The organism is Dielma fastidiosa (assembly GCF_003475485.1).
GTDB lineage: Bacteria > Bacillota_I > Bacilli_A > Erysipelotrichales > Erysipelotrichaceae > Dielma > Dielma fastidiosa.
The window spans coordinates 60092-86683 of record NZ_QRQL01000004.1; the positions used below are offsets into that span (position 1 = coordinate 60092).

Genomic DNA, 26592 nt, shown 5'->3' on the forward strand with positions numbered 1-26592 from the left:
AGAAGAAGTCGAAAGATGGAATCTCCACCGGTAAAGGGAGTGATGTTTTCCCCCAAGTTTCATCACTCTCTTTTTTTTATGCTTAACCAAAGAAAAACTCATGAATAACCATAATAGCCATGAGTTCTTGCATGCATAAGTTTTATGAATTTACTTTAATTCATCCAATGACTTCATCACCAATTGTGTAAAATGTCCTGGTTTAAATGGAATATGCCCCACTTTTTCAATTAAAATGAATTTCTTTTTAGGAGCTGAAATTTGTTTGAAATAGGCATGAGCCATTTCATAAGGTGTTATCCAATCGCAATCGCCTGCAATAATCAGCACTGGAACTTCAAATGTGGTTATGTTATGTTCCGGCAATTCCTCCTTTGAAAAAAGTGTTTTATAGAGCTCTTCTTGAATGTGAATGAATTTCTTAAAATTAAATAGAAGAGTTAAGAACCATTTGAAATCATTAAAAGATAAATAGGGTGAAAATAGCTCAACAACAAAGGGTGTATTTTCACCGCTTGGCAAATATTTTCCGGTTAACTGCCGCAATTTCATAAATTCTTGCAAATCTGCTTCTTGGCTTGTATGCACGATCTGCAATTGTTTTTTAATCTTTTCTGCATCTTGATTTTTACCGGCTAAATTTGCTAAACGAATGGCTTCATCGACCGCATGCTGTTCACTTTTCCAAACATCATGAAATTGACCAACTCCAACATATGCGGCAACTTTTTCAGGATGCTTGCTGACATAGGCTACACCTAAAAATGTCCCCCATGAATGTCCCATTATTACTACTTTATCCTTACCAAATGCTCGGCAGGCATAATCTACTAATTCATCTAAATCAGATAAGAGTAATTCAAGGGCTGGCTTATCAGCCTCTGTATTTCGGTAGTAAGTGTTTGCGCAGCCACGCTGATCCCAGTTGATAATCGTATATGCCTTTTCTAATTCAGCTTGCCAATAATAAGAATAAAAAGCCATAGCATTCCCCGGCCCGCCATGCAGCATGATGATTATCGGGTTTGATCGATCTTCTCCGCGAATCTGGATGTATTGTTCGATACCGCCAAGTACAACATAATCTGTTTTTTGAATTCCTGCGGCTGTGCGTATTTTATATTTCTGCGCTTTAATGAAGCGAATCATTCCAAAAATGATGGAAATGGCAGCAATTCCACCTAATACAATTGTTAAAATCATTTTAACCTCCGTTCAGCATCATCGCTGTGTTATTATTCAGTTAAATAAATACATCAGGCCACTTGGATAAATGCCGATTTTTCTCATTATATCATGGCTGGTTTTAAAAGGAAATGATGCAATTCAATGAGTGAATTATCAACAGTTGTGAGAGTTGCTGACTTATTTTCTTCTTATCATATCATATTCTCTTCAAATATTGATTAGAATGACGAGATGTGATATGATAATGACGAGAAAGAGGAGGCTTATTTATGAATTTCCAAGAAAGTTATAATGTAGAGCTTAAACGTGAAGTCGTCGAAGATATAAGAAAGGAAATCATTGCCTTCGCTAATTCGGAGGGTGGAACACTATATATCGGAGTCAATAATGATGGCTCAATTTATGGTGTGAGTAATATTGATGAAACAATGCTGCAAATCAGCAATATGGTTAGAGATACTATCAAGCCAGATATTACGATGTTTATGCGTTATGATATACTCGAACAAGATGATAAAAAAATTATTTCGGTAAATATTCAGCGAGGAACCAATCGTCCGTATTATTACACAAAAAAGGGATTAAGACCTGAGGGTGTTTATGTTCGTCAAGGCACTTCATCAGTGCCTGCTACAGATACTGCAATTAGGCAAATGATAAAAGAAACAGATGGTGATAGCTATGAGGAAAAACGTTCTTTAGAACAAAGTCTGACTTTTGAGGCAACTTCAAAAGAATTCAAACAACGTGAACTGGCTTTTGGCTTGCGGCAGATGCAGACATTAAAGATAATAAATGCAGATGGTATCTATACAAATCTTGGATTTCTGTTGTCTGAACAGTGCGTACACACAATTAAAATCGCTGTATTTGAAGGGTCAGACCAGAATGTTTTTAAAGATCGTAAAGAATTCACCGGTTCGTTAGTGCAGCAGCTAAATGATGTATATAATTATATTGATTTACACAATCAAACTTACTCAACGTTTGATAAACTGCTGCGCATTGATTCAAGAGATTATCCAGAAGTAGCAGTAAGAGAAGCACTTCTAAATTCAGTTATACATCGTGATTATGCTTTGCGGGCTAGTACCTTAATCAGTATTTATAAAGATCGTATTGAATTTGTTTCGGCTGGGGGGCTTTTACCTGGTATTACGCTTGATGATGTGATGTTAGGCTTATCTGTCTGCCGAAATCAAAATCTGGCTAATATATTTTATCAACTGCAATTGATTGAAACGTATGGTACAGGTATTAAAAAAATAATGAATGCTTATTCGAATTGTGCAGATAAGCCAAAAATAGAAAGTACAAGTCATGCTTTTAAAATAATTCTTCCTAATAAAAATGTTAATACGCCAACTAACATTGATTTCATAGACAAGAATGAGAAGATAGTATTTACAATTGCGAAAGAAAAAGGATTTGTTACAAGGGCTGATGTTGAATGTCAATTAGATGTCAGCAGTTCAACGGCTTCAAGATTACTTAGAAGCATGACAGATAAAAATGCTCTTTCACTACAAGGGAAAGGTAAAAATATTAAATATGTTTTAAATCAGTCACATGGCAATTAGATCTCAAAATAAAACGATTTCAGTATCTATTGTGTTAATCAATAGCTTGAGAAATCGTTTTTGTTTATCCTGTGTGTTTAAGCTGTTCCTCAATCAGCGATAGTGAAAGCTTCATCGCATGCAGCAACGGTACATACCTTCTGTATTGTACACTTCCTTCTTCATACTTTTGCTGCGCCTTTTCACATTTACTGATAATAGATAGGATTGGCGGCAGTGCTTGTCTTATCTCATCATCCTGATACTTGCACGCATCGTCATCAGTTAATAATGACTTGGCAATTATTAAAGCCTTAAGACGATTCTTCAATAATGAATGCTGTGAGGTGCCAGCCTTAAATTTCAGCTGTGCCTTCTCACAATTGGCTATCGTTGAAGTAATTATCTGAATCGCTGCTGTGTATTCTTCAGTTGTATTATTCATGTATGCCTCCTACCCTGTAATTGGAAAACATTATAACATACTATGTACCTTTTTCCCAAAGCTGTGAAATATTTTTGCTTTAATAGAAATTAAATAATGCGCAAAAAGTGAAAAAATGGCAGGTATTTCACCCGCCATCTTTATAGTTATTCTATTTAATTAATATCTCGGCAATTTGCACAGCATTTGTTGCCGCTCCCTTGCGCACCTGATCACCGCAGCACCATAGTGACAAACCACCATGATCACTCGCGATATCCTCACGAATGCGGCCAACAAAAACAAGATCTTGATCACTTGTATCAAGCGGCATCGGATATACACGATTAGTTGGATCATCTTTTAAAACACAGCCTTTTGCCTCAGCGATTACGGCTTTTGCTTGTTCAACACTGATTGGCGCATCGCACTCCAAGGCGATAGAAATACTATGCGAACGCATTATCGGAACTCGTACACAAGTGCAATTAACCCTAAGATCAGGCAAATGCATAATTTTACGGCCTTCATTCTGCATCTTCATTTCTTCACTGGTATAACCGAACTCATTAAAATCGCCAATTTGCGGAATTAAATTATAAGCGATTTGGTAAGGAAATGTGTTAACCTCAGCTGGCTTTCCATGGCCTAAAGCCATTACTTGCTGATTCAGCTCCTGAATTCCTGCCACACCGGCCCCCGATACGGCCTGATAAGTTGAAACAATCATTTTTTTGATCGGAGATATTTTATTCAATGCGTTTACTGCTGTCAAAGCGATGATTGTTGAACAGTTTGGATTAGCAATGATGCCTTTATGCAGTGCTGCATCCTCAGGGTTGATTTCAGGTACAACTAAAGGAACATCCTCAGCCATTCTGAAAGCACTGGAATTATCAATCATTACAGCACCTGCCTTTATGATCGCCGGCGCAAATTCCTTCGCCCATTGATTATCGACAGCACTCAGCACGATATCCATTCCCACAAAAGCTTCAGGACATGCAAGCTGCACATCGATTTCCTTTCCTTTAAATAATATTTTCTTTCCAACACTGCGCTGACTGGCCAGCGGCCTTAATTCTTTAACGGGAAAATTCCGCTCTTCCAGCACTTTTATCATCTCTTGACCAACCGCACCCGTTGATCCCAATATCGCAACATTATAAGTTTTCATAGTTCACATTTCTCCTCTAGCCGATGAAGCGTTCATACATTACGCGAATCGTCTTTTCAAAATCCTTATTCTCAACACCGACCACAATATTGATTTCATCGGAACCCTGATTGATCGTACGAATATTAATATCATGTTTACCCAGTTCACCAAAGACCTTGCCGCTGATACCAGGCCGATAGACCATGCCGCGGCCAACAATGGCAATCAGTGATAGATTTTCATAAGTTTTGATTGAATCGGGATTTACACTCTCTTTAATATCAGCTATCAAATCATAGATACAATTCTCTACCTTTTCACTGGCAACAACGACCGAAAAGGAGTCAATGCCTGATGGGATATTTTCAATACTGATTTTATAATTCTCAAATACCTGCAGCACACGGCGCACAATGCCAATCTCATTGGACATATGTGAGCGATTGATCGTAAATGCAGTGAAATTCTTGCGACCAGAAATCCCGGTAATAAAATGCGGCGGGTTTTTCTTATCTAAAGCACTGCAGTCTTCCATGATCATCGTTCCAGGGTTATCCGGTTCATTCGTGTTTCTGATGTTGATGGGAATATTTTTTTCTTTAACAGGGAAGATAGCCTCTTCATGAAGGACATTCGCTCCCATATAAGATAATTCACGCAATTCATTATAAGTTATGCTTTCAATACGCCGAGGGTTCTCAATGATTCTTGGATCAGCTACCAGAATTCCGGATACATCTGTCCAATTTTCATAAACATCAGCATTGATCGCGTTCGCTAGGATAGCACCGGTAATATCTGATCCGCCCCTAGACATTACTTTAACCATACCGTTTGGCAATACGCCATAGAAACCCGGAACAACTAAACGTGTATGTTCCTCCAAAATCTTTTCAAGAGCGCTTTGTGTCTTTTCAAAATTAATCGATCCATCATAATTAAAAATAATAAAGGAAGCAGCATCGGCAAAGTCAAAACCAAGATACTCGGCCATTAAAAGACCAGTCAGATATTCGCCTCTTGATACAAGATAATCAATACTCATATCACGATTCATTTTTGAGCGGATTTCCGCAAATTCCTTCTGTAAATCAGTTTTCAGCTTCAGATCCTTTTGAATCGCATAATAACGCTCTTCAATCAGCGAAAAGATATTCTCGTAAGAAACCCCATATTTCAAATGCGCATGGCATAAATATAATAAATCTGTGACTTTGTTATCGTCTTTAAATCGTTTGCCAGTAGCTGAAACAACGACAAACTGCCGAGACGGATCACTCTCAATGATTCGCTTCACTTTTTCAAACTGCATTGCATCGGCAACACTGCTGCCGCCAAATTTTGATACTTTAATCATGATTTTCCCCTCAGACTTTCTTATTCGCGGATACCGGCAAAGAAAAGCTTATATCCCTGCTGCCTTAACTGCTTTGACAGCTCATGCATCTTGGCAACAGAAAGCTTACCTGTTTCATAGAAAACACCATCAGCATTTGATTCATAGGCGCGGCTAATTTCCTGTAAGGTTTCACAAGCTTTATCGGTATGCACATAATAAGCGTGTGTTTCATTTTCATTATTAACTTTGAGTGTCTTATCAAGTACAATTTCATAGTCTTTAGCTTCATCAGATGCGATATCAAGAAGATCCTGAACCACTGCATTCGCTGTTGGCAGTTTGCCCGCACCCTGTCCATAAAATTTTAAATCACCAATGGTAACACCGCTTAATGAACAAATATTAAAATTGTCAGGAACATTTGCTTCCAGAGAATTTTCATTTAAGAGTGTCGGCTCTACATATACTGCCAATTCATCATTAAGACAGCGAATGACCGCTAAGAGTTTGCAGACCTTCTTTCTGCGGTGAAAATAATCAATGTCTGTACAGGTCAGATCACGAATGCCAAAAACCGGAACCTCTTCCTTATATACATAGGTGTTGTGTGCGATACCTGCAGAAATAATGGCTTTATTTTGAACATCGATGCCATCAATATCCGCACTTGGATCATATTCCGCATAGCCTAGCTTCTGCGCTTCTTTTAACACTGCGTCAAAATCAGCTCCGGACTTATGCATTTGATCCAGAATATAGTTAGTTGTGCCGTTAAATATGCCGGTAATTTCAAAAATATCATCAATTCTGGCATAACGCTGGAGGTTCTTAATCCAAGGAATACCGCCGCCGGTACTTGCTTCAATTAAAAAATAACAATGATGAGCCTTTGCAGTCTCAACAAATTCTTTAAAATTAGCTGCAATTGCAGCTTTATTTGCGGATACAACGTGTTTGCCTTTGGTCAAAGCTTCTAAAATATATTCGCGAGCCGGATGCAGACCGCCCATTACTTCAACAATAATATCTATTTCAGGATCATTTACTAAATCAGCATAGTTACATGTATAACGTGCATCTTTGCAGTCTTCTGGTGATTTGACTAAAATGCGCTGAATTTCAAGCGATCCCTTTAATTTTTCTATGATTTCTACAACTCCGCTGCCAACCGTACCGCAGCCCAGTAAACCTATTTTCATGCTTATCCTCCCTCACAGACATACATTTAACGCGCTATGTCTTTAAAATAAAAACACTTGTATTTAAACTGAAAACATTGTATCATAGTGCTATGTTAATTGCAAGTTGAAAGTACGGAGGGTCAATTATGAGGATTTTTGAGAGTACAAGGGATAAAAAATGTCAGGCGTCTGCTTCTTTAGCAATCCTAAATGGACTTGCTGAAGACGGCGGCTTATATATGCTTCGTGATTTGAGTGAGTTAAAAATCGATTTGAATTCAATTCTGGATTTAGATTATTATCAGTTGGCGGAACTGATTTTAGGCAAACTATTAGATGATTATACAGCTGAGGAGATACATCATTGTGTGCATGCGGCATATGAGGGTAAATTTTCAGCGGATGATATTACTCCATTAGTAAAAGTGGGTGATGTTCATCTTTTGGAGCTGTTTCACGGCCCTACTTCCGCATTTAAAGATGTGGCCTTATCGATTCTGCCGCATTTGGTGACTACTGCGCTTGAAAAACATGGCGTTGATGATGAAATCATTATTCTGACAGCGACCAGCGGTGATACTGGGAAAGCGGCTTTAGCGGGATTTAAGGATGTCAAGAATACTAAAATCATGGTTTTTTATCCAGAAGAGGGAGTCAGTGCAGTGCAGAAGCGCCAGATGGAGACACAGACCGGTAATAATGTATGCGTGGCTTCAATTCAGGGTAATTTTGATGACGCGCAAAGCAGTGTTAAACAGATTTTTACCAATCATGAATTGGCTGCGAGAATGAAACAGAATCATCAGCAATTCTCAAGTGCAAACTCAATTAATGTAGGCCGTTTAATGCCGCAGGTTGTTTATTATTTTAAAGCCTATGCGGATTTAGTAAAACGCGGTGAAATTAAACTTTATGAAGCGGTTAATTTTGCGGTGCCGACGGGAAATTTTGGTAATATACTGGCTGGTTATCTTGCTAAACAGATGGGTTTGCCGGTAGCTAAATTTATCTGTGCTTCTAATGAAAATAATATTCTTACAGATTTTATGAATACTGGTATCTATGATCGTAATCGTGCATTTAAAAAAACATTGTCACCATCAATGGATATCTTAATTTCAAGTAATTTGGAACGTTATCTATACATGCTGTGCGGGTATGACAATGAGCAGGTAAGATTATGGATGAATGAATTACAAGAAAAAGGCAGCTATTCAATCGGCAAAGAGCTGCTTGAAAAGTTACAGGGTGAATTTTGGGCTGACTGTGCGGATGATGATAAGATAAAGGAAATCATCAAGCAGTGCTATGAAGCAAATCATTATGTGTTAGATACTCATACCGCGGTTGCTTATGCGGCTGCGATGAAGTTTGCGAATCAGCAGATCAATAATCAGAAAACCGTTGTCTTATCAACAGCTTCACCTTATAAATTTGTCGGCAGTGTTTATGAAGCACTTACTGGCAAACAGGAAACCGATGAATTTTCACTTATGCAGAAACTGGCGGATTTATGTGGTGTGACAATTCCTTTAAATCTGGCAAATCTTAATGAACTGCCGATTCGTCATGAAAATCATTTAGCGAAAGAAGCAATTCAATCCTTTGTAGAAAAGAAATTGGGTGAAAAGCAATGGTAAGAATTAAAGTGCCGGCTACGACAGCCAATATCGGACCGGGTTTTGATTCTCTGGGCTGCGCGTTAAGTTTATATGCAGTGATTGACTTTGAAGAAACAGACGCGGGCTTGTTGATTGATGGCTGTGAACCGGCTTATCAGAATGAAGAAAATCTGATGGTTGCGGCTTATGATTTAACGATGAAAAGATTAAATATGCAGCGTAAAGGTCTGCATATCCGCTTTCATTCCGATATACCAATCAGCCGTGGTCTTGGCAGCAGTGCGGCATTGCTTGTGGCAGGCAGTATGGCGGCCAATGTTTTGCATGGCAATACTCTTGATAAGGGTGAAATATTAGATATCTGTAATCAGATTGAAGGGCATCCCGATAATGTGGCACCGGCCATTTATGGGGGACTTACAGCTTCTTTGGTGGAAGCAGATAAACCATACAGCGTTCGTTATCCAATAAATGAGCAAGCTTGTTTCTGTGTGCTGATTCCAAATTTTCAGACATCAACGCATGAAGCACGGAAAATTTTGCCAGCACAGGTTGATTTCAAAGATGCAGTATATAATGTTTCCCGTACAGCTGTCCTATGCCGCGCGCTTGAGACATGGGATGAAGAATTACTGACTATTGCACTTAATGACCGTCTGCATCAACCCTATCGCTCACAGCTGATTCATGAATATGATAAAATCCGTCAAATCTGTCTGAAACATGGCGCGGTTGCTTTTTTCATCAGCGGATCAGGGCCTACGTGCATCGCATTATCAAAACATGCGGATTTTTCAAAGCGGCTTGCGGAGGATCTAAAGCAATGCCGGCATTTATGGCAGGCGTTTGATTTAAAAGCAGATCTAAAAGGTGTTGAAAGTGAGGAAATCTAAGTATGCTGGAAAATTTTTTAATTGTTAATAAAGAGATCCTGCCAGATTATTACGAGAAGGTTGTGGAAGCAAGAAATATGATCAATGAGGGCAGGGTTAAAGGAATCAGTGAAGCTGTTAAACAGGTAGGTATTTCACGCAGCACTTATTATAAATATAAGGATTATATTTTTGCGCCCGGGGAAAATACAAGCGGCCGAAAAGCTGTAATTTCACTGATGCTGAATCATGAAAAGGGAATTTTATCAGAAGTGCTGAATCAGTTGTCAAACATGAATGCAAATATTTTGACGATAACACAGAGTCTGCCAATCAATCGCAAGGCAAGTGTCGTATTATCTTTAGATATCTCGGATATTGCTGCATCGATTGAAGAAATCATCGCCGCTTTAGCCGCAATCCATGGGGTGAGCAATGCCAAGCTTGTTTCCATTGAATAATCTGCAAGCCGTTATCTTTGACTGCGACGGCGTACTGTTTGACACTGAATCTGTTTATCTGCAAAAGAAAGAAGCATACCTTAAAGAGAATGGTATCATTCCCACTGATGATGAATTGGCAAGTATGATTGGTTTTGCCTTTCCGCAAGCTTTAAAGCTGTGTTACCCTGATTTAAAAAATAGTGATGAGCTGGCAAAGGCATACTATGCACAGTGTCATTATGAATTAATTGACTACAAACAAATATTTGATACTGATATCCTTAAGGTACTGCCGGGTTTAAAAGCTAAAGGTTTAAAAATTGGCTGTGCTTCTAACAGCAACACGCAAAGGCTTCGTAAAGCTTTAGATGAAAATGGTATTTTGAACTATTTTGATGCTGTAATCAGCATGGAAATGGTATCTAAGGGTAAGCCTGATCCGGCGGTTTACCAGCTGGCACTTAAAGAATTAGATGTAGATGCGCAGAAATGCTTAGCACTTGAAGATTCTGCGGCAGGTATTAAAGCGGCAAAACGTGCGGGCTGTGTTGTGGCGGCCAAAAAACATCCAAGATTTAAAATTAATCAAAGTGGAAGTGATGTTGTAATTGACGGCTTATGTGAAATCATGAATCTGATTGTATAAAAATAAATAAGGACTAAAAAATTTATATTAGAAATCAGTTGTTTGTGAGCTTTCGCACAATCACCTAAAAGATTTAAAAAGTGGAAACAGATACTGGTAAACATCCGTAAAAATATAAATAATACGGATAATTAGTTTAAAAAGGACATTGACATGTCATTTATAAGCAAGTAATACAATACCCGCATTTCTTTACTCAATGACATCATCAAAATTCTTCAGTTCAGGATGGACATGGAAATCAAAAGTAGCTTTTTCAAAATAATCCATCGTTACCCCTTGCTTTGTAGTTATATATCCCTGATATGTGAAAGTCACTTTGCTGTTATCGATTACGGCAGACAATTTCACATCCGTTGGCGCCATACAATCATAATAAAGTTCATCAAAAATCTCATGATTCCAGTCAACATAAGCGTTTTGATTGTCCATAAATGAAGCGGGTAACGGCCATTGTTCATTATAAGACATCATCATACGGGATACATCAAAATTATAGTTCTCTTCTATATCCATACGAAAACGCTGAAAGGTTATTTCAGGTTTAAAAGAATTGAATATATTATAGGCAAGAATGGCAAGAAAAAACACTATAATCAATCCGCACAGTGAAAAACCGAGTTTCCTCTTCATATTAAATCTCCCCCTCAATATAATACAGAAACAGACTAAATTCATTAGTCCTTTTAATCGTAAACTTTATCAAAATTCTCCATTTCCGGTACTTTGATAAAATCAAAAGTTGCTTCCTTAAAATAATCCAGCTTTTCTCCTTGTTTTGTGGTTACATATCCCTGATATGTGAAAGTCACTTTGCCCTGATTGATTGCGGCAGATAATTTCACATCCGTTGGCGCCATGTAATTATAATAAAGGTCATCAAAAATATCATTGCTCCACTCAAGATAATTAATTTCATTTTCCGCAAATGCTGCCGGCACTGGCCGCTGCTCGTCATAAGCCATTATCAAATTTGCTGCTTCAAAATTATAATCTTCCTCTATATTCACCCGAAAACGCTGGAAAATGATTACCGGTTTAAAAGCAATAAAATGATCATATATAAGAAACAGCGATAAAAGAACCGCAATTAAACCGCATAATGCGTATCCCACTTTCCTTTTCATACTGATTTCCCCCTCTTTTATCTGCATTATAGCGAATAATTATCATAATGTCCATGCTTGCTGATTCGTTCTTTAGAAGTTATTAATCATAAATTTAAAAGAGGACTGATAAGATCAATTGCTGATTCTTACAGTCCTTCTATCATTTAGTATGTTCTAATAAATTCATCAAATTATCATATGTTTGCTTATGCAATAATTCTGTCGTATTTTTCTCTTTTGTCACAAAATCAACGACACCTTCATAGAAATCACGCAGATCCTGTTTATTATTCGGCATAATCGCGATTAGAAAAATAATCTGGACAGATTTAGAATTCCATATAATTGGTTTCTTTAAGATACCTGTTGCGATAAAAGTAGAATTAGTAACCGCGCAATTGGGATGCGGAATAGCCACTAAGTTGTTAAGCTCAGTAGAGGCAAACTCCTCACGTTCTAAGACTAATTGATAAAAATTATCTGGGATGCTGACATGATCAGAAACCTTTTGAATCAGAATCTGCAAAGCTTCTTCTTTATTTTGGGCATCGATATCCGTAAAAAATAGCTTTTCATCCATTAAATCACGGATATGCAGTTTAGCTGTTCCTGCTTTCAAGCAGCTCTCAATTAAATTAAAATCTTTTTCTTCCAATAAATTGTTAATTTGACGGATAGGTAATGGATATTCTTTATGAATCGGCACGGTTGAGAAGATAAAATCAAAGCTTTCAAGATTCATTTGATCCAATCGATGTGCTTCAATGATTCTAATTACATTAATACGGTCACCAAATTTCTTTTGAATCTGATAAGCCAATAATTGTGAAGTCGCTCGGCCGGTACTGCAAACGATAAGAATATTACTGGGGGCAACTTCTTCACGCTTACGTTCCAACGCAAGAATAAAATGCAGCGCAAAGAAACTAATCTCATCCTCAGTGATTTTAACCTTCAATCGCTCGCAGACAGCGCTTAGACCAATTGAAGCAAGTTCATAAGCAAAGCTGTATTTTTCTTTTATATCATTGATAATCGGATTATGCACCATCATCTGATTGCGCACCCGTTCTAAAAAAGGAATCATATGCAGCATCAAATTCATTTTCAAATCAATATCATTATAAAAATCCATTCGTGTCTGATCAAAAATAGAGCGCAGAATTACGTTTACGAGTATTGTTACTTCCTCATTTACTTCGACATCAAACTCGTTTGTATCGCTTTCAAAATGCTTTTTGCCAATGAGATGCTGGGTCAGATAACAAATTTCTGAAATCGGCAAGGTAATGCCAAACGTATGTTCAATGGCGTCTTTTAACGCAAGAGCAATTGAGTATTCCCCTTTAGCCTCCATTTTTTGCTGCGTTTCACTTGTTAATTGTATGATATTGCTTGTTTTTATTCGTTCTACCGCAATCAGTAAATGAATGGCAAGGCTTTGCAAAGCAATGTCTGACATATGAATGTTTTTCTGAACAAGAACTTTAGTAATGACATTATTAATCATCACCTGATAAGCATCATTAGGATTGCTGGTTGTATCATCATTCCTTTTCTTCATGTAATACTCAGCCATGCAGATTCGCCGGTCACGTTCATTCCCTTGAATTTTGATACCATAATTAGGCTTATTTACTATTTTCAAATGATAATTATCAAGCAATGAGCGCAGATTTTTTAAATCAATACTCAACCGTGAGGTAGAAATGAATAAATCATCAGCGATGTCGGAAACCTTAACGTAATCGCTGTTATAGAGTAATAAGTTTAAGAGATAGTCCAGGCGTTCTTCAGGAGAATTTGGTATTTTCTGTGAACTGCGTTCTTTTTCGAGAAAAGTATGAAATTTCTTTTCATCATCGATGCGAATTAAATTTCCTAACCCCGGTTTCATAATGATTGTAGCTCCATGCTGTTCACACTGATCTTTAAGATCAGCAAGATAGCGGCGAATCGATTTGCTTGATACTCCGCATGTCAGCGCCAAGTGTTCACTGGTTAGAGGAACATCACTGGCTAGTAGTTCTTTCATAATGATTTTCTGATTTTTATTCATTGTATCACCTGTCTTATTCTCACCCATATTTAGTATAAGTGAAAACGAATGTGATGAACAGAATGAAATTGTCCACAGCAATGTGGAACTTTTTAATTAAGCCGTTTTGTCCACAAACATATGGTCAAAGGCATGAACGACATTTGCTGTGAAATCTTTTATAACTAAAGTGCGGTTGGAAAGAGAGGGGTGAATGTGAAAACCAAAAGTCATAAGTTGTTCTTCCGCATAATGTTTTTTGTTATTGGGTTAATGTTATTTGCATTTGGAATCGCGGTGACGATTATTGCTGATTTTGGTGTCAGTGCATGGGATGCGGTAAGTGTAGGTCTGTATGAACATTTTCGTTTATCAATTGGTACTTGGATGAATGTTACTTCGCTGCTTTTAATTCTGTTAGGCGGATGGCTTCGTCATGAGCGTCCAAAGTTATCCTGTATGATTACTTCATTTGTGATGAGCGGTTTTGTGGATTTCTTTGTCTGGCTGATGAATGGTGTATCTATTTCGCCTTGGATTGGCAAGCTGACACTATTTTTAGTAGGTGTAATAATTATCAGCATTGGCTGCGGAACGTATTTAGTAGGTAATTTTGCACCTTGTCCTATTGATTATTTTATGGTTGCTTTAAGAGATAAGTTTCAGACAAATATCCGTACAGCAATGACCCTCTGTGAGGGCAGCGGCTTCATATTGGCTTTTCTTGTGTCAGGTCCCATTGGTTTAGGAACACTGCTGAGTGTATTCATCTATGGCCCATTGATTCAATATTTCCACCAGCATGCTAAAGAGCTGCATCAAAGTCTGCTTTATAGATTTCCGTAAGTTGTCCACAATGCTGTGGACATTTGATAGGATGACATGTTTAATGGACAATGGTATAACGATAGTGCAAGGGACATTAGTCAAAAGGAGAACAACATTATGAACATTTTATTAGTTTGCGCATGTGGAGCATCCACAACAATTGTCGTTGAAGCAATGAAAGAAAATTTACATGAGGATGAAAAAGATTGGTTTATCGAAGCAAAATCAGTACAGGAAGTGAAGGATTGCATCGGCAAATATGATGCGATTCTAGTCGCACCGCAGATTCGTTATCAGAAGAAAATGCTTGAGAAACTGGCAGCGCCTTATGAAATCAAGATTGCTGACATTGATCCTAGTGCATATGGCACATGCAATGGCAAGAAAATCATGGATGCAGTTAGAAAATTATAAAATAATTTTGCGAAAGGGGTAGTATTATGCAAAAATTCTTTGATTGGTTAGAAGAAAAATTAATGCCTTTAGCCAATTTCTTTGGATCACAACGTCATCTGCTTGCTATGCGTGATGGCATCGTTTCAGCAATTCCGCTTACAATCATCGGCAGTATCTTTCTGATTCTGGCATGTCCGCCGGTTTCACCGGATAATTTAACCGGTATCGGCATTCTTGATAATTTACTTTTAGGCTGGTATCACTGGGCAAATGCAAATTCTGCATATTTATTGGCGCCATTTAACGCGACAATGGGCATCATGTCACTCTTTATCTGCTTTGCGGCAGCTTATTCACTTGCCAAGAGCTATGATAAAAAAGCCATTAACTATTCACTTAGTTCAGTAGCTATTTATATTCTTGTTTGTTCACCGGTAACAGATGGTGCTATCTTAACCAGTGCTTTTGAAAGTAAGGGGATTTTGCTTTCAATCATTGTTGCCTTATTGAGTGTAGAAATTATGAAATTCGTTGAGAACCGTGGCTGGACGATCCATATGCCAAAAGGTGTACCGCCAGTCGTAGCGAACTCTTTCGCAGCCTTATTCCCATTTGGTTTTGCGATGATCGTACTTTATGGCGTATCACTGATTTGTCAGCTAACGACCGGTCAGTTGATTCCTGATTTATTCTTCAGCATGTTTGAAAACGTAAAGGCAAGTGTTGATAATCTATTCATGGTTAGTACATTAACTGCTTTTGAGAATTTATTGTTTGGTTTTGGTGTACATCCTACGACGGTTGTAGGCCCGATTCTTGACCCATTAGAGCTGATCAACGCGACAGCGAATGCGGAATTATATGCGCAGGGCTTAGCACCAACACATATCTATACCGGTCCGTTCTGGTCATTCTATACAGCGTTAGGCGGCGGCGGTGCAACACTGGCATTGGCATTCCTGTTATTGCGCAGTAAATCAAAGCAAATGAAAGAGGTAGGACGTATCGCAATTATTCCGTCTCTATTTAATATTAATGAACCATTAATTTTCGGTTTGCCGATTTTCTTAAATCCGATTATGATTATCCCATTCATGATTGTTCCGACGGTAAATACAATCTTAGGCTGGCTGCTGACCGCTTCTGGTATTATTAAAATGGCAGTTATAAACGCGCCATGGACAGCACCTGCACCAATTGGTGCGATGATTTCCACCCTTGATTGGAAAGCGGCTGTCTTTGTCTTAGCTCTTATTGTCGTTGATGCTTTTATTTATTATCCATTTGTAAAGATGTACGAAAAAACAAAGCTTCAGGAAGAAGTTGAAGAAGCACAAATTGAAGAAGAGGTGAATGTATGACCAAATCCAGTGAAACAGCATTTGCATTAATTGCGAAGGCGGGTGAGGCTCGCAGTTATTCTTTTGAGGCATTAGATAAAGCCAAGGAAGGTGACTTTGAAGCCGCTGCAGCTTTGCTTGAAAAGGCAGAAGAATTATTAAATGATGCTCATCAGGTGCAGTTTCAAATCTTATCACAGGAAACCTCTGGTACCTGTGAAGTAGAATTGAGCTTCATTATGGTTCATGCTCAGGATCATTTAATGACAGCGATTCTGGCAAAGGAATTAATTAGTGAACAAATTGAAATGAAAAAAGAAATTACAGCTTTAAAAGCAGAAAAACAGGAGGGCTAAATGAAACAGGCAGCACAAGGGTTCCCTAAAGATTTTTTATGGGGCGGCGCAATTGCCGCTAATCAGGCAGAAGGCGCTTTTCTGGAAGGCGGTAAAGGCTGGTGCGTAGCAGATATTCTTAAAGTACAGGATAAAGGTGATTTGAAAAAGAAATCAAATAAGGAAACAACAATTAAAGACATTGAGTTTGCATTGCAGGATCAGAGTGGTTATTATCCTAAACGTTATGGTATTGATTTCTATCACACTTATAAAGAGGATTTAAAGCTGCTTGCGGAAACTGGTATGAAAACTTTTAGAACTTCTATTAATTGGGCACGTATCTATCCAAATGGTGATGATGAAATGCCAAATGAAGAAGGTTTGCAGTTTTATGATGATTTGATTGATGAAATTATAAAAAATGGCATGGAACCGTTGATTACTCTTTCTCATTATGAAATGCCGCTTCATCTGGCAGTTGAATATAATGGCTGGTATAATCGTAAAACAATCGATTTCTTTGTGAAATATTGCGAGACTTGTTTCAGACGGTATAAGGATAAGGTAAAATATTGGATTCTTGTTAATCAGATTAATCTAATTCATCATGAGTCTTTTAATCATCTGGGTATACCGGCTGATCGGGTAGAAAATCTGTTGGAAGCTAAATATCAGGGTATTCATAATGAATGTACAGCTTGTGCGATAGCAACAAAAATAGGTCATGAAATCAATCCGGATTTCCAGCTGGGCATGATGGTATATGATGGTTTAAGTGAACCGCTGACTTGTAAACCGGAAGATGTATTAGCGAATATGCTGAGAAATCAGCGTGAGTATTTCTTTAGTGATCTGTTGCTGAGAGGTACATACCCGGGGTATATGATTCGCTTTTTCAACGATCATCATTTGAATATTGACATCCGTCCTGAAGATGAACAGGTATTGCGTGAGAATACTGCTGATTTCTTAGCGATTTCCTATTATTATACAATCTGCGCGTCAGCAGAAAGTACAAACACTGATGATATTAATGATGACGGCGCACTGATGAATCCGCATATTGATGCGAGTGAATGGGGCTGGGGGATTGATCCGCTCGGTTTGCGCACGGTGCTGAATACTTATTATGATCGTTATCAGAAACCGATTATTATTGCTGAAAATGGTTATGGAACTTTCGATACAATCAGTGAAGATGGAAAGATTCATGATGAAAAAAGAATTTCCTATCTGCGTCAGCATGTGGAACAAATGAAGGAAGCGATTAAAGACGGTGTAGAGGTTATCGGTTATTATCCATGGGGACCTATCGATATCGTCAGCTGTTCATCCTCTGAGATGAGTAAACGTTATGGCTTCATTTATGTTGATCAGGATGATTATGGACAGGGAAGCAAAAAGAGAATGAAGAAGGACAGCTTTTATTGGTATCAGCGTGTGATTGCCAGCAATGGTGAAGAATTATAAAAATAAGGCGGATGTGCATCATGCATATCCCCTTTTTGGGAGGTATTGATGATTAAACTAATTGTATCTGATTTAGATGGTACCTTACTTCGCAGTGATTTTAGTTTATCGATAAGAAATATAGAGGCAATTAAAAAAATTAAGCAGCGGGGAATTTGCTTTATACCTGCCAGCGGCCGTGATTATGCAAATATTCAATGCATCTTTGAACCCTATGGGATAAAATGCCCGGCAATTGAAATAAATGGGGCTCAGGCACGTGATGATGCGGGCAATATTTTATTTTCACTGCCGATAAGCAGTCCGCAGAGCAGGGCTTGCATCAAAATCATTAAGGATTTTGATTTGACTATTCAGCTTTTCACAGACAAGGGAAGCTTTGCTTATGAAAATAGTATCTCTTTGCAGCAAGATATGGAAGCGGTCATTTCCAGAAATATGGGACAGCCAGCTGATGTTGAGCTGCTGCCTGCAATTACAGCGTCAGAACTTAATGAATTTACTATTTTGAAGATGGAGATTATGAGCTTGGATGAAACAAAGCTGTATCAGTGTCAATCAGCGCTCAAGGCAAATTCTGATTTGCTTTTGACTTCCAGTGTCAGAGGAAATTTAGAAATAACCCATAAGGCCGCGAATAAAGGGGCTGCGCTCAGTTTTATCTTAGAACGCTTAAAGCTTCGCAAAGAGGAGGTAATTATTTTTGGTGACAGCATGAATGATGCCTCTTTGTTTGAATATTTTCCTAATACTGTGGCTGTAAAAAATGCTCATCCTTATATTCTAGGACTCGCTAAAGCAGTATGTGAAGCATGTGAGGAAGATGGTGTTGGAAAATGGCTGGCGGCAAATTTATGTTTGTAAATCGCAGGCATATTATGCTGCTGGCTGTTGGCAATTTGCTGCTTGCGATGGCCAGCAGCTGGTTCTTGCTGCCATCACATGTGATCAGCGGCGGCGTGAATGGCATTGCGGTTATACTGGAAAAGGTTTTTAATCTTGAACCTATGATGGTCATTAATATCCTGATAATAGCTTGTTTTTTATTGGGGGTACTATTTTTAGGACGTGAGTTTGCAGTCAAAACTGCTGCCAGTACGCTGCTGTATCCACTCTTCCTGCAACTCATTGCGTTTATTTCATTGCCTGTTTTGCCGCAGTTGGCCGCAAGCATTATCGGCGGTCTATTAACTGGCTTTGGTATTGGCTTAATCATGCGTTCTGGCGGCAGCAGCGGGGGAATGGACGTACCGCCTTTGATTCTGCATAAATATTTCAATCTGCCGGTGTCTGTATTGGTATTTATCTGTGATTCCTTTATTGTATTTGGCGGTTTAATTGTATATGGATGGCTGCCTGTACTTATTGGCTTAGTTTCTGTGGCTGCATGCAGTAAGGCGCTTAACTTTGCTTTGCAGCGTCCATAGTCATAGTTTAGCGATATATTAAATATTTTGTAATCTGCACACTTATTTTTGTATCCGTGAGTGTGCTTTTATAATTTGTAGGCGCTGAGATCAGAGTGATAATAGTCCTGCTTTTGCTTCTCATAAGGTATAAAATTTGATAAAATAAATATGAGGAAAATATCTACAACGTGTATCTATCTTTCAATCTCTTCCCTTGCATATATCGACTAAAGCAAGAGGTAACACCCTGTCAGCGAAGAGGTTTACATAATTAACTTGGTACCACTTGATGCCTTGATGGTATCAAAAAGAAAATCGCGCAGTTGAGAAATTGGCTCACGTTACTAGCTTGCACATTAATTCTAATAAATTCGAAGGAGGTTAATCATGAAACTTAAAAAATTCATGCTGTCAGCACTCATTCTTGTTTTCGCAGTTAGCTGTGTTAATCATAGCGGGCAATCTGCAAGCGGACTTGATGAAACATATTATCCTTCTGTCTATGATGAGCTGCTTGAACTGGATCGCATAGACCGTGTTGAAGGCTTTATACTAGGCAGGGACCCTGATTATGATGAAAAGAAAATATTCACTGAACCAGATGAAGTTAAGCAGTTTATTGATGTTTTGAAATCTATGAGCATTAAAAGCAAGGTGGATGACGGTGAATGGGGACCTGGCGGCTCAAGCAGCTATGAGTTTTACTCAGGCGGTGAGCTGCTGCTGAGCTTGAGTTTTATCGATGTATCATCAAAAACTATCCTTATAGAAACGGCCGATACCCAAAATGCTGCATATACAGTGAAATATGATAGTCAAATAAGCTTATATGATTTATACGAAGCATCAGTTTCACCCGCTGTTCTGATTGATATTAAGGGCAGCCCTGTTGAGGAATAGAGATGTTAATGAATCACATACCATTTTGCGTCTGCTAGGATTATATGCTTTGTAGTTTTTAATGATAGATGTTAGAATGGATAAGAAATGGAGTGTGATTTATGATTGACGCGAATACAATACTAAAAAGTGTTAATTTTATCATGGTTTTCGCAGAAGGACTGTTATCTTTCTTTTCACCCTGTGTACTGCCTCTTCTGCCTTTATATATCGGATATCTAAGTGGTACGGCAAATGCTGAGGAAAGTAATAAAAAAAGCACCTTTCGGGTGCTGCTTTTCACAATAGCTTTTATTCTTGGCATCTTCTTAGCTTTATTCTTAATGAATATATCAATTACCGTACTGGCTTCTTTCTTTACGAAATATCAGCAAGTATTCACGATTCTGGGCGGTATTGTCATCTTGCTGCTTGGACTTCATCAATTGGGAGTATTTAAACTGCCGGCATTGCAGCGCAATCTGTCACTGAATTTTAACCCAAACGGTAAGGCAATGAGCTTTTCAGTAGCCTTTATCATGGGCTTTACCTTCAGCTTCGCTTGGACACCGTGCATCGGACCAGCCTTATCTTCAATTCTGATCCTGGCATCTAATTCAAGCAGCCTGTTGATCAGTAATCTTTTAGTGCTTACCTATGCGCTTGGTTTGACACTGCCATTCTTATTGGCCGGTATTTTCACTAACCAGGTATTGCGTTATTTTGCGAAGTTTAAAAAATTCATGAACATCACGGTAAAAATTGGCGCGGTTCTCTTAATCATTATGGGTGCCTTGATGATCAGCGGTCAGATGAAAACCGTAAATACAAACTTTAATGCCCCTTCAATCAGCGGCAATCAGAATGCTGGAAATACTGGCAGCGATGCTGATCCGAAAGAAGAAATCATCCCGGCTCCTGATTTTGAATTAACGGACCTAGCTGGTGAAACATTAAAAATCAGTGATTTTAAAGGAAAAGTGGTTTTCCTTAATTTCTGGGGTACATGGTGTCCGCCATGCCAGGGAGAACTGCCGCATATTCAAAGTCTTTCTGAAAAATATAAAGACAGTGAAGATGTCGTAATCTTAACCATTGTTGGATATGATACACGAGAAAAGGATGAAGACGGTATCCGTGCCTATATGGAAGAGAATGGCTATACATTCAGGGCAGCTTTTGACAGTGAAGGCCTGGCTGGTTATCTGTATGGCATTAATTCTTTCCCGACAACTTTTATGATTGATCGTGATTCGAATGTCTTTGGTTATGTGAAGGGGGCGCTGGATCAATCAATGATGGAAGAAATCATTGATATGACCTTAAGCGGTGAACGGCGTTAATTAGCTGTTGCTTTTGTCAATTGGCTGGCGAAGAAATAATTGACAGAATTTCTGTTTATTAAATGGATAAAGCGGATAGAGATAACTCGTTTCTGTAATCGTATCTGTCTTAGCGATAATGATCAGCATCAAAATGATTCCTAAAAGCAATCCCCAAACATCAAGGAAAGCGATGAGAATCAAAAACAACAGCCGGAACAGCTTAAAGGTATAGCCTAATTCATAGCTTGGCTGTGTGAAATTCGCGATGGATACAAAGGCCATATAAAGCAGGACTTCCGGCACAAACCAGTGCGCCTTAACCGCAAAGTCACCAAGAATTAATGCTCCGACAACACTGAAAGAACCATTCAAAGCACTGGGGGTATTCAGCGAAGCAAGCTTAATGGCGTCTATGATAAATTCCACAATCAGCAATTGAAGAATAATAGGAACAGAGTTCATTTCCTCAATCTGCACAAAACTGATCCAATCCGGAAATAGGGTTGGATTTTTTACTGCCAGATACCAAAGCGGGGTAAGAAACAAAGTCAGCAGAAACACAACCATGCGCACGATTCTTAAGTAGGAACCAACTAATGGCGGAAAGTAATAATCGTTGGTATCCTGTATGAAATCAAAGAAGGAAGTGGGCAGGATCATCACTGCCGGGGTGTTATCCACAATTAATATAACTTTGCCCTCCATGATGTTGGCACTGGCTGCATCCGGCCTTTCAGTGTATCGAAACCGTGGGAAAGGATTCCACCAGTGTTTTTTAATCAGACATTCCGCAAGACTTTCCTGTGACAGTGTCAGTGAGGGGATTTCTACGGCTTTTAGCTTCTTTTCAATCATTGAGACCATCGCGGGATCAGCCTTATCTGAAAGGTAGCACATTACCACATCGGTATGTGATTTTTGTCCGATCTGCATAATTTTCATCGTTAAATGCGGATCACGGATACGCCTTCTCAGCAAGGCGGTATTAAATACTAATGTTTCCACGAAGCCATCGCGGCTGCCGCGCAGGACACGCTCATCCTCTGGTTCGCTGATAGAGCGGTTTGGATAAGTTCTGGCATCAATGGCAATGGCCTGATCATAACCCTCCAATAGCAGCATGATCGTGCCGGATAAAACCTGTGTTACGATAGCTTCAATTTCTTTTTCAAGCGTTACTTCCACATAAGGGATGAACTGCTGTTCAAAGGCTATGAGCTGCGGCGGTAAATCCTCGGGTTTAAGCTTCATGACAAATTCCATGATTTTTTCTAAAATTTCATCCTTCGCAAAACCATCAATGAAAAAGAGACAGGCTGATTTGCTGCCAATCTGAATTTTGCGGGAAACGATATCAAAGCTGGCCGAAACACGCAGCGCTCGCTGTATCAGGTTTAGATTTTCTTGATAGTTATTACATAATTGTTTAACCGACATAGTATTCCTCCATGCATTTATTATCGGCTAAACACGAACTTTTAAACATAAGAAAAGAGCATCGCCTAAGCTTTGCTCTTAGTAAATAAACGTCGGTAATTCGCAAGCATCGCCTCACTCAGAACATCGGCATCAAGCCCCTTCACTTCACAAGCTTTTGCGAAGGTAAATTGAACATAGTAGGGTTCATTCTGCTTGCCTCGGTGGGGATGCGGTGTCATGTAGGGACAGTCAGTTTCCACAAAGATGCGTTCAAGCGGCACATAATCACAGACCGTTAAGGCTTCATTGGCATTTTTAAAGGTCAAAGGGCCGGCAAATGAGATATAGAAACCCATTTTTAAAAGTATCTTCGTGGTTTCAAGACTGCCGGAATAGCAATGCATCACACCCTTTACTGGATGCTGTTTGAAGATTTCAAGCGTATCAGCGGTTGCATCACGCATATGTACGAGAACTGGCAGATCCAGTTCATTCGCCAATTTAATTTGTTTAATAAACAGCTGCTTCTGCTGATCCTTATTATCCTGCCGCCAATGATAATCCAAACCGATTTCACCTAAGGCTACCATTTTTGGATGTGCTAATATCTGTTTTAATTGTGCAATATCCTGATCACTGATATCATCCGCATTCTCAGGATGAAAGCCAAAAGCACAATCATACAGATCCTCTTTTTCTGCCAGCTCAATGGCGCGTTTGGCTTCCTCAAAGCTGGTACAAACCACTAGTATTTTAATCAACCCAGCTTCTTTTGCCCGCTGAGTAATAGTATCTATTTGATTAAATAATTCATCACATGTGACATGTGCGTGTGTATCGATAATTTTCATGTTATTTCCCCAAACAGAAGTTTGAAAACAGAGTGTCTAGCAAATCATCTCTGGATACTTCTCCTAATATTTCTTTTAAGCTTGTGTATGCGTCTTGAAGATCAATCGTTACTAAATCAAGCTCCATGCCGCAATTCATCGCCGTGATTGCCTGATTCATTGACTGCAGGGCACGGTTCATTAAAGCAATCTGCCGTTCATTATTTAAGGCAGGTTCCTCAACAGCAATCAGATGCCTCTCAAAGAGCTGTTCAATTTCTTGAATCAGTGGTTTTAACTCATTAGTTTTAGCACTGATAGCGACGCCTTCGCTTACAGGTGCGATATCGGTTTTATTATAGACGAGAATCCGGGTTTTATTTTCTGTCAGCTTTAGTAATTCCTCATCTTGTTCATCCAGCGGCCTTGACGCGTCAAGCACCATCAATACAAGCTGAGCATTCTCAATAGCCTGCAGTGAGCGGTCAATACCAATTTTCTCAACGACATCTTCAGTTTCACGGATGCCGGCAGTATCAATCAGGTTTAAAGCAACATGCCCCAGCTGAATTGTTCCTTCCACTAAGTCCCGTGTCGTACCGGCAATATCGGTGACAATCGCTTTCTCTTCCTCAAGCAAGGCGTTGAGCAGGCTTGATTTACCGACATTCGGTTTGCCGATGATCGCGGTTTTAATGCCTTCTTTAAGCATCTGACTGCTTTCACTTTTCACAAGAATCGCTTTAATTTTTGCTGACCATGCTTTTGCCATCGGCAATATTATCTCATCGGTAAGCTGTTCTACATCATCATATTCAGGATAATCAATATTTACTTCAATATTGGCGATTATGTCAAGAAGATCACTGATTAGGGGGTCAAGCAGTTTGCGGATACTTCCCTTTACACCCTTGATTGCGGTTTTCAGATTCGTATTGTTTTTCGCGTTGATTAAATCATTGATTGCTTCGGCTTGGGTTAAATCGATCCGTCCATTTAAAAAGGCACGTTGAGTAAACTCTCCCGGCTGAGCAAGTCTGGCACCAGAACTAAGCAGCAATGACAACACCTTGCGGGTCACAAAACGCCCGCCATGACAGTTGATCTCTACTACATCCTCACGGGTAAAGGTTTTCGGTGCTTTAAATACACTGACTAAAACCTCATCCACAGCCTCATGAGTATTAGGATCATAGATTGTACCATAGGTTATAGTATGACTTTCCTTTTGCGTTAAATCAGCTGAAAATAACTGATTAGCTATATCAATGGCATCGGCACCGCTTAAACGCACGATTGAAATCGCTCCGTCCTGATTGGCGGTTGAGATTGCCGCAATCGTATCTTTCAACATAGAATCACCTCGTTCATCTATTTTACCATGTTTCCCTTAAAACATCATAAGAAAACACTGAAGAAATTTGTGCTATAATGATGAAGTGGAAAAAAGAGAGGTCATGAATATGGATTATGTACAATTAGCAAAGAAAATAGAAACTATTGCCCGCAATGCCGGATTAAAGATTACCAGTGCTATCAGCAAGGAAATTATGGAAAAAGGCGGCTCAGCGGATATTGTTACCAATATGGATCTGGCATCACAGCGTTATATTATGAGTGAGTGCGCGAAATTAATTCCAGAATCAACTTTTATTGCGGAGGAGGATAATGTCAGAAATATCAGTGACGGTTATACATGGGTGATTGATCCAATTGATGGGACAACCAATTATGCTTATGAATATAAGCATTCCTGTATTTCAATTGCCTTGCTGCATCAAAAACGCGGGGTAATCGGAGTCGTTTATAATCCCTATCTGAATGAGGCCTTTGTCGGTGTTAATGGTGAAGGCAGCCGATTGAATGAACAGCCGATTCATTTGAGTCAGAATAAATTAAGAGATGCATTAGTGCTGATTGGTACATCGCCTTATCATAAAGAAAAGGCTGATATGACATTTGATCTGGCTAAACGAATCTTTCTGAATTGCCGGGATATCCGCCGTTCTGGTTCAGCGGCTATGGATCTGTGCTATGTGGCTTCCGGCCGTGTTGATGCTTATTATGAGGAAAGCCTGTCACCGTGGGATTTTGCGGCTGGTGAAGTCATTCTGCGCAATGCCGGCGGTAAGCTTCATGTTCTTAATCCGGAAACCTTTAATTATGATCATCCAATCGGTTTAGTGGCCGCTAATCAGGAATGCTTTGAGGATATGGTAAAGCTTATTGAGGAAGGACGACATGAATAAGCTTTGGGGTCATTTCTCCACTATTACAGCACATAAAATAAAGGTGGGTCAGCTATGCTTTCGCTGCGGTTTGTATAAACAGGGCTTGCTTCATGACTTATCAAAGTATTCATGGGTAGAATTTTCAGCGGGTGTGAAGTATTTTCAAGGCAATCGTTCACCGATTGAAAAGGAGAAAGAAACAATTGGTTATTCATTAGGCTGGCTGCATCACAAAGGACGCAACAAGCATCATTGGGAATACTGGGTTGATATGGGCAAAGACGGCATGCAGGGAACCGCGATGCCGGTTAACTATGTTGTGGAAATGTTCTGCGATCGGGTAACAGCAACTAAGATCTATCAAAAAGATAAATATACAGATCAAGCTCCTTATGAGTATTATCTGCGCGGACGGCATCGTTATATGATGCATCCCGATACTCATCAGCTGCTTGAAACAATGCTTAAAATGCTGGCTGATACAGATCTTGATACGACAATACAATATATAAGGAAAGAAATCTTAAAAAATCAATGAGGTGACAAC

Annotated in this window: 27 protein-coding genes; 16 read left to right on the forward strand and 11 right to left on the reverse strand. The window is 39.1% G+C overall.

Annotation, left to right across the window (positions count from 1 at the left end; translation table 11 throughout):
• Window positions 1-150: 150 nt before the first annotated feature.
• Window positions 151-1203: an alpha/beta hydrolase gene (locus DWZ33_RS09870; protein ID WP_118454693.1), complete on the reverse strand. Its 1053-nt coding sequence runs from the start codon at window positions 1201-1203 to the stop codon at window positions 151-153.
• Window positions 1204-1457: 254 nt separating this feature from the next.
• On the opposite strand from DWZ33_RS09870, the gene DWZ33_RS09875 reads away from it, so the two are divergent.
• On the forward strand, window positions 1458-2768 hold the full coding sequence (locus DWZ33_RS09875; RefSeq protein WP_118454694.1) for an RNA-binding domain-containing protein: 1311 nt from the start codon (window positions 1458-1460) through the stop codon (window positions 2766-2768).
• Between the two features lie 64 nt (window positions 2769-2832).
• Here DWZ33_RS09875 and DWZ33_RS09880 read toward each other — a convergent pair whose 3' ends face one another.
• The 4 genes from DWZ33_RS09880 to DWZ33_RS09895 all read right to left on the reverse strand — a co-directional run bounded on the left by DWZ33_RS09880 (window position 2833) and on the right by DWZ33_RS09895 (window position 6868).
• Window positions 2833-3192 (reverse strand): hypothetical protein, encoded by a 360-nt coding sequence (locus tag DWZ33_RS09880; RefSeq protein ID WP_118454695.1) that lies wholly within the window; start codon window positions 3190-3192, stop codon window positions 2833-2835.
• A gap of 151 nt (window positions 3193-3343) precedes the next feature.
• The gene (locus DWZ33_RS09885) at window positions 3344-4348 is read right to left on the reverse strand and encodes an aspartate-semialdehyde dehydrogenase (RefSeq protein ID WP_118454696.1); all 1005 of its coding nucleotides are present in this window, start codon (window positions 4346-4348) and stop codon (window positions 3344-3346) included.
• Between the two features lie 16 nt (window positions 4349-4364).
• Window positions 4365-5687 (reverse strand): aspartate kinase, encoded by a 1323-nt coding sequence (locus DWZ33_RS09890; protein ID WP_022938843.1) that lies wholly within the window; start codon window positions 5685-5687, stop codon window positions 4365-4367.
• A 20-nt stretch (window positions 5688-5707) separates the two neighbouring features.
• Window positions 5708-6868 (reverse strand): homoserine dehydrogenase, encoded by a 1161-nt coding sequence (locus DWZ33_RS09895; protein ID WP_118454697.1) that lies wholly within the window; start codon window positions 6866-6868, stop codon window positions 5708-5710.
• Window positions 6869-6996: 128 nt separating this feature from the next.
• Between DWZ33_RS09895 and thrC the strand changes: the two genes are divergently transcribed.
• The 4 genes from thrC to DWZ33_RS09915 are packed head-to-tail and all read left to right on the forward strand — an operon-like array spanning window position 6997 to window position 10433.
• Window positions 6997-8490 carry a threonine synthase gene (thrC, locus tag DWZ33_RS09900; protein ID WP_118454698.1) on the forward strand — a complete coding sequence of 498 codons (1494 nt, stop codon included), beginning with the start codon at window positions 6997-6999 and terminating at the stop codon, window positions 8488-8490.
• A complete protein-coding gene (gene thrB, locus DWZ33_RS09905) occupies window positions 8484-9365 on the forward strand; it encodes a homoserine kinase (protein ID WP_118454699.1) in 882 nt (293 codons plus the stop codon). Before thrC ends, thrB begins: the two co-directional genes overlap by 7 nt.
• Before the next feature lie 2 nt (window positions 9366-9367).
• The gene (locus DWZ33_RS09910) at window positions 9368-9805 is read left to right on the forward strand and encodes an ACT domain-containing protein (protein ID WP_022938839.1); all 438 of its coding nucleotides are present in this window, start codon (window positions 9368-9370) and stop codon (window positions 9803-9805) included.
• Window positions 9780-10433: an HAD family hydrolase gene (locus DWZ33_RS09915; protein WP_118454700.1), complete on the forward strand. Its 654-nt coding sequence runs from the start codon at window positions 9780-9782 to the stop codon at window positions 10431-10433. The genes DWZ33_RS09910 and DWZ33_RS09915 overlap by 26 nt, the downstream gene beginning before the upstream one ends.
• Window positions 10434-10625: 192 nt before the next feature.
• On the opposite strand, the gene DWZ33_RS09920 is transcribed toward DWZ33_RS09915, so the two are convergent.
• The 3 genes from DWZ33_RS09920 to DWZ33_RS09930 all read right to left on the reverse strand — a co-directional run bounded on the left by DWZ33_RS09920 (window position 10626) and on the right by DWZ33_RS09930 (window position 13601).
• Complete coding sequence (locus DWZ33_RS09920) at window positions 10626-11066, reverse strand: hypothetical protein (protein WP_118454701.1); 441 nt, start codon at window positions 11064-11066, stop codon at window positions 10626-10628.
• A 53-nt stretch (window positions 11067-11119) separates the two neighbouring features.
• Window positions 11120-11560 carry a hypothetical protein gene (locus tag DWZ33_RS09925; protein ID WP_118454702.1) on the reverse strand — a complete coding sequence of 147 codons (441 nt, stop codon included), beginning with the start codon at window positions 11558-11560 and terminating at the stop codon, window positions 11120-11122.
• Window positions 11561-11702: 142 nt separating this feature from the next.
• A complete protein-coding gene (locus DWZ33_RS09930) occupies window positions 11703-13601 on the reverse strand; it encodes a BglG family transcription antiterminator (protein ID WP_182425640.1) in 1899 nt (632 codons plus the stop codon).
• 195 nt (window positions 13602-13796) lie between these two features.
• Between DWZ33_RS09930 and DWZ33_RS09935 the strand changes: the two genes are divergently transcribed.
• The 9 genes from DWZ33_RS09935 to DWZ33_RS09975 all read left to right on the forward strand — a co-directional run bounded on the left by DWZ33_RS09935 (window position 13797) and on the right by DWZ33_RS09975 (window position 21583).
• Window positions 13797-14426, forward strand: a complete 630-nt coding sequence (locus tag DWZ33_RS09935) for a YczE/YyaS/YitT family protein (protein WP_118454704.1) — start codon at window positions 13797-13799, stop codon at window positions 14424-14426.
• Window positions 14427-14525: 99 nt separating this feature from the next.
• Window positions 14526-14822: a PTS sugar transporter subunit IIB gene (locus DWZ33_RS09940; protein ID WP_022938833.1), complete on the forward strand. Its 297-nt coding sequence runs from the start codon at window positions 14526-14528 to the stop codon at window positions 14820-14822.
• A gap of 26 nt (window positions 14823-14848) precedes the next feature.
• Entirely contained in the window at window positions 14849-16165 is a 1317-nt protein-coding gene (locus tag DWZ33_RS09945; RefSeq protein ID WP_118454705.1) for a PTS sugar transporter subunit IIC, read from the forward strand.
• Window positions 16162-16500 carry a PTS lactose/cellobiose transporter subunit IIA gene (locus DWZ33_RS09950; protein WP_022938831.1) on the forward strand — a complete coding sequence of 113 codons (339 nt, stop codon included), beginning with the start codon at window positions 16162-16164 and terminating at the stop codon, window positions 16498-16500. The genes DWZ33_RS09945 and DWZ33_RS09950 overlap by 4 nt, the downstream gene beginning before the upstream one ends.
• Window positions 16501-17952, forward strand: coding sequence for a family 1 glycosylhydrolase (locus DWZ33_RS09955; protein WP_118454706.1), 1452 nt, complete (start codon window positions 16501-16503; stop codon window positions 17950-17952). It begins immediately after the preceding gene.
• A gap of 48 nt (window positions 17953-18000) precedes the next feature.
• On the forward strand, window positions 18001-18816 hold the full coding sequence (locus DWZ33_RS09960; RefSeq protein WP_118454707.1) for an HAD family hydrolase: 816 nt from the start codon (window positions 18001-18003) through the stop codon (window positions 18814-18816).
• A complete protein-coding gene (locus DWZ33_RS09965) occupies window positions 18807-19379 on the forward strand; it encodes a YitT family protein (protein ID WP_182425642.1) in 573 nt (190 codons plus the stop codon). The genes DWZ33_RS09960 and DWZ33_RS09965 overlap by 10 nt, the downstream gene beginning before the upstream one ends.
• 369 nt (window positions 19380-19748) lie before the next feature.
• Window positions 19749-20261 carry a hypothetical protein gene (locus tag DWZ33_RS09970; protein WP_118454709.1) on the forward strand — a complete coding sequence of 171 codons (513 nt, stop codon included), beginning with the start codon at window positions 19749-19751 and terminating at the stop codon, window positions 20259-20261.
• A gap of 101 nt (window positions 20262-20362) precedes the next feature.
• Window positions 20363-21583 carry a cytochrome c biogenesis protein/redoxin gene (locus DWZ33_RS09975; RefSeq protein WP_118454710.1) on the forward strand — a complete coding sequence of 407 codons (1221 nt, stop codon included), beginning with the start codon at window positions 20363-20365 and terminating at the stop codon, window positions 21581-21583.
• Here DWZ33_RS09975 and DWZ33_RS09980 read toward each other — a convergent pair whose 3' ends face one another.
• The 3 genes from DWZ33_RS09980 to mnmE all read right to left on the reverse strand — a co-directional run bounded on the left by DWZ33_RS09980 (window position 21584) and on the right by mnmE (window position 25168).
• Window positions 21584-23002: a spore germination protein gene (locus DWZ33_RS09980; protein WP_118454711.1), complete on the reverse strand. Its 1419-nt coding sequence runs from the start codon at window positions 23000-23002 to the stop codon at window positions 21584-21586.
• Between the two features lie 65 nt (window positions 23003-23067).
• A complete protein-coding gene (locus tag DWZ33_RS09985) occupies window positions 23068-23835 on the reverse strand; it encodes a TatD family hydrolase (protein WP_118454712.1) in 768 nt (255 codons plus the stop codon).
• Between the two features lies 1 nt (window position 23836).
• Window positions 23837-25168, reverse strand: a complete 1332-nt coding sequence (mnmE, locus tag DWZ33_RS09990) for a tRNA uridine-5-carboxymethylaminomethyl(34) synthesis GTPase MnmE (protein WP_118454713.1) — start codon at window positions 25166-25168, stop codon at window positions 23837-23839.
• A 109-nt stretch (window positions 25169-25277) separates the two neighbouring features.
• Here mnmE and DWZ33_RS09995 point away from each other — a divergent pair, with 109 nt between their 5' ends.
• Both DWZ33_RS09995 and DWZ33_RS10000 read left to right on the forward strand, forming a co-directional pair.
• The gene (locus DWZ33_RS09995; protein WP_182425644.1) at window positions 25278-26063 is read left to right on the forward strand and encodes an inositol monophosphatase family protein; all 786 of its coding nucleotides are present in this window, start codon (window positions 25278-25280) and stop codon (window positions 26061-26063) included.
• Complete coding sequence (locus DWZ33_RS10000; RefSeq protein WP_118454715.1) at window positions 26056-26583, forward strand: DUF5662 family protein; 528 nt, start codon at window positions 26056-26058, stop codon at window positions 26581-26583. The genes DWZ33_RS09995 and DWZ33_RS10000 overlap by 8 nt, the downstream gene beginning before the upstream one ends.
• Window positions 26584-26592 lie beyond the last annotated feature (9 nt).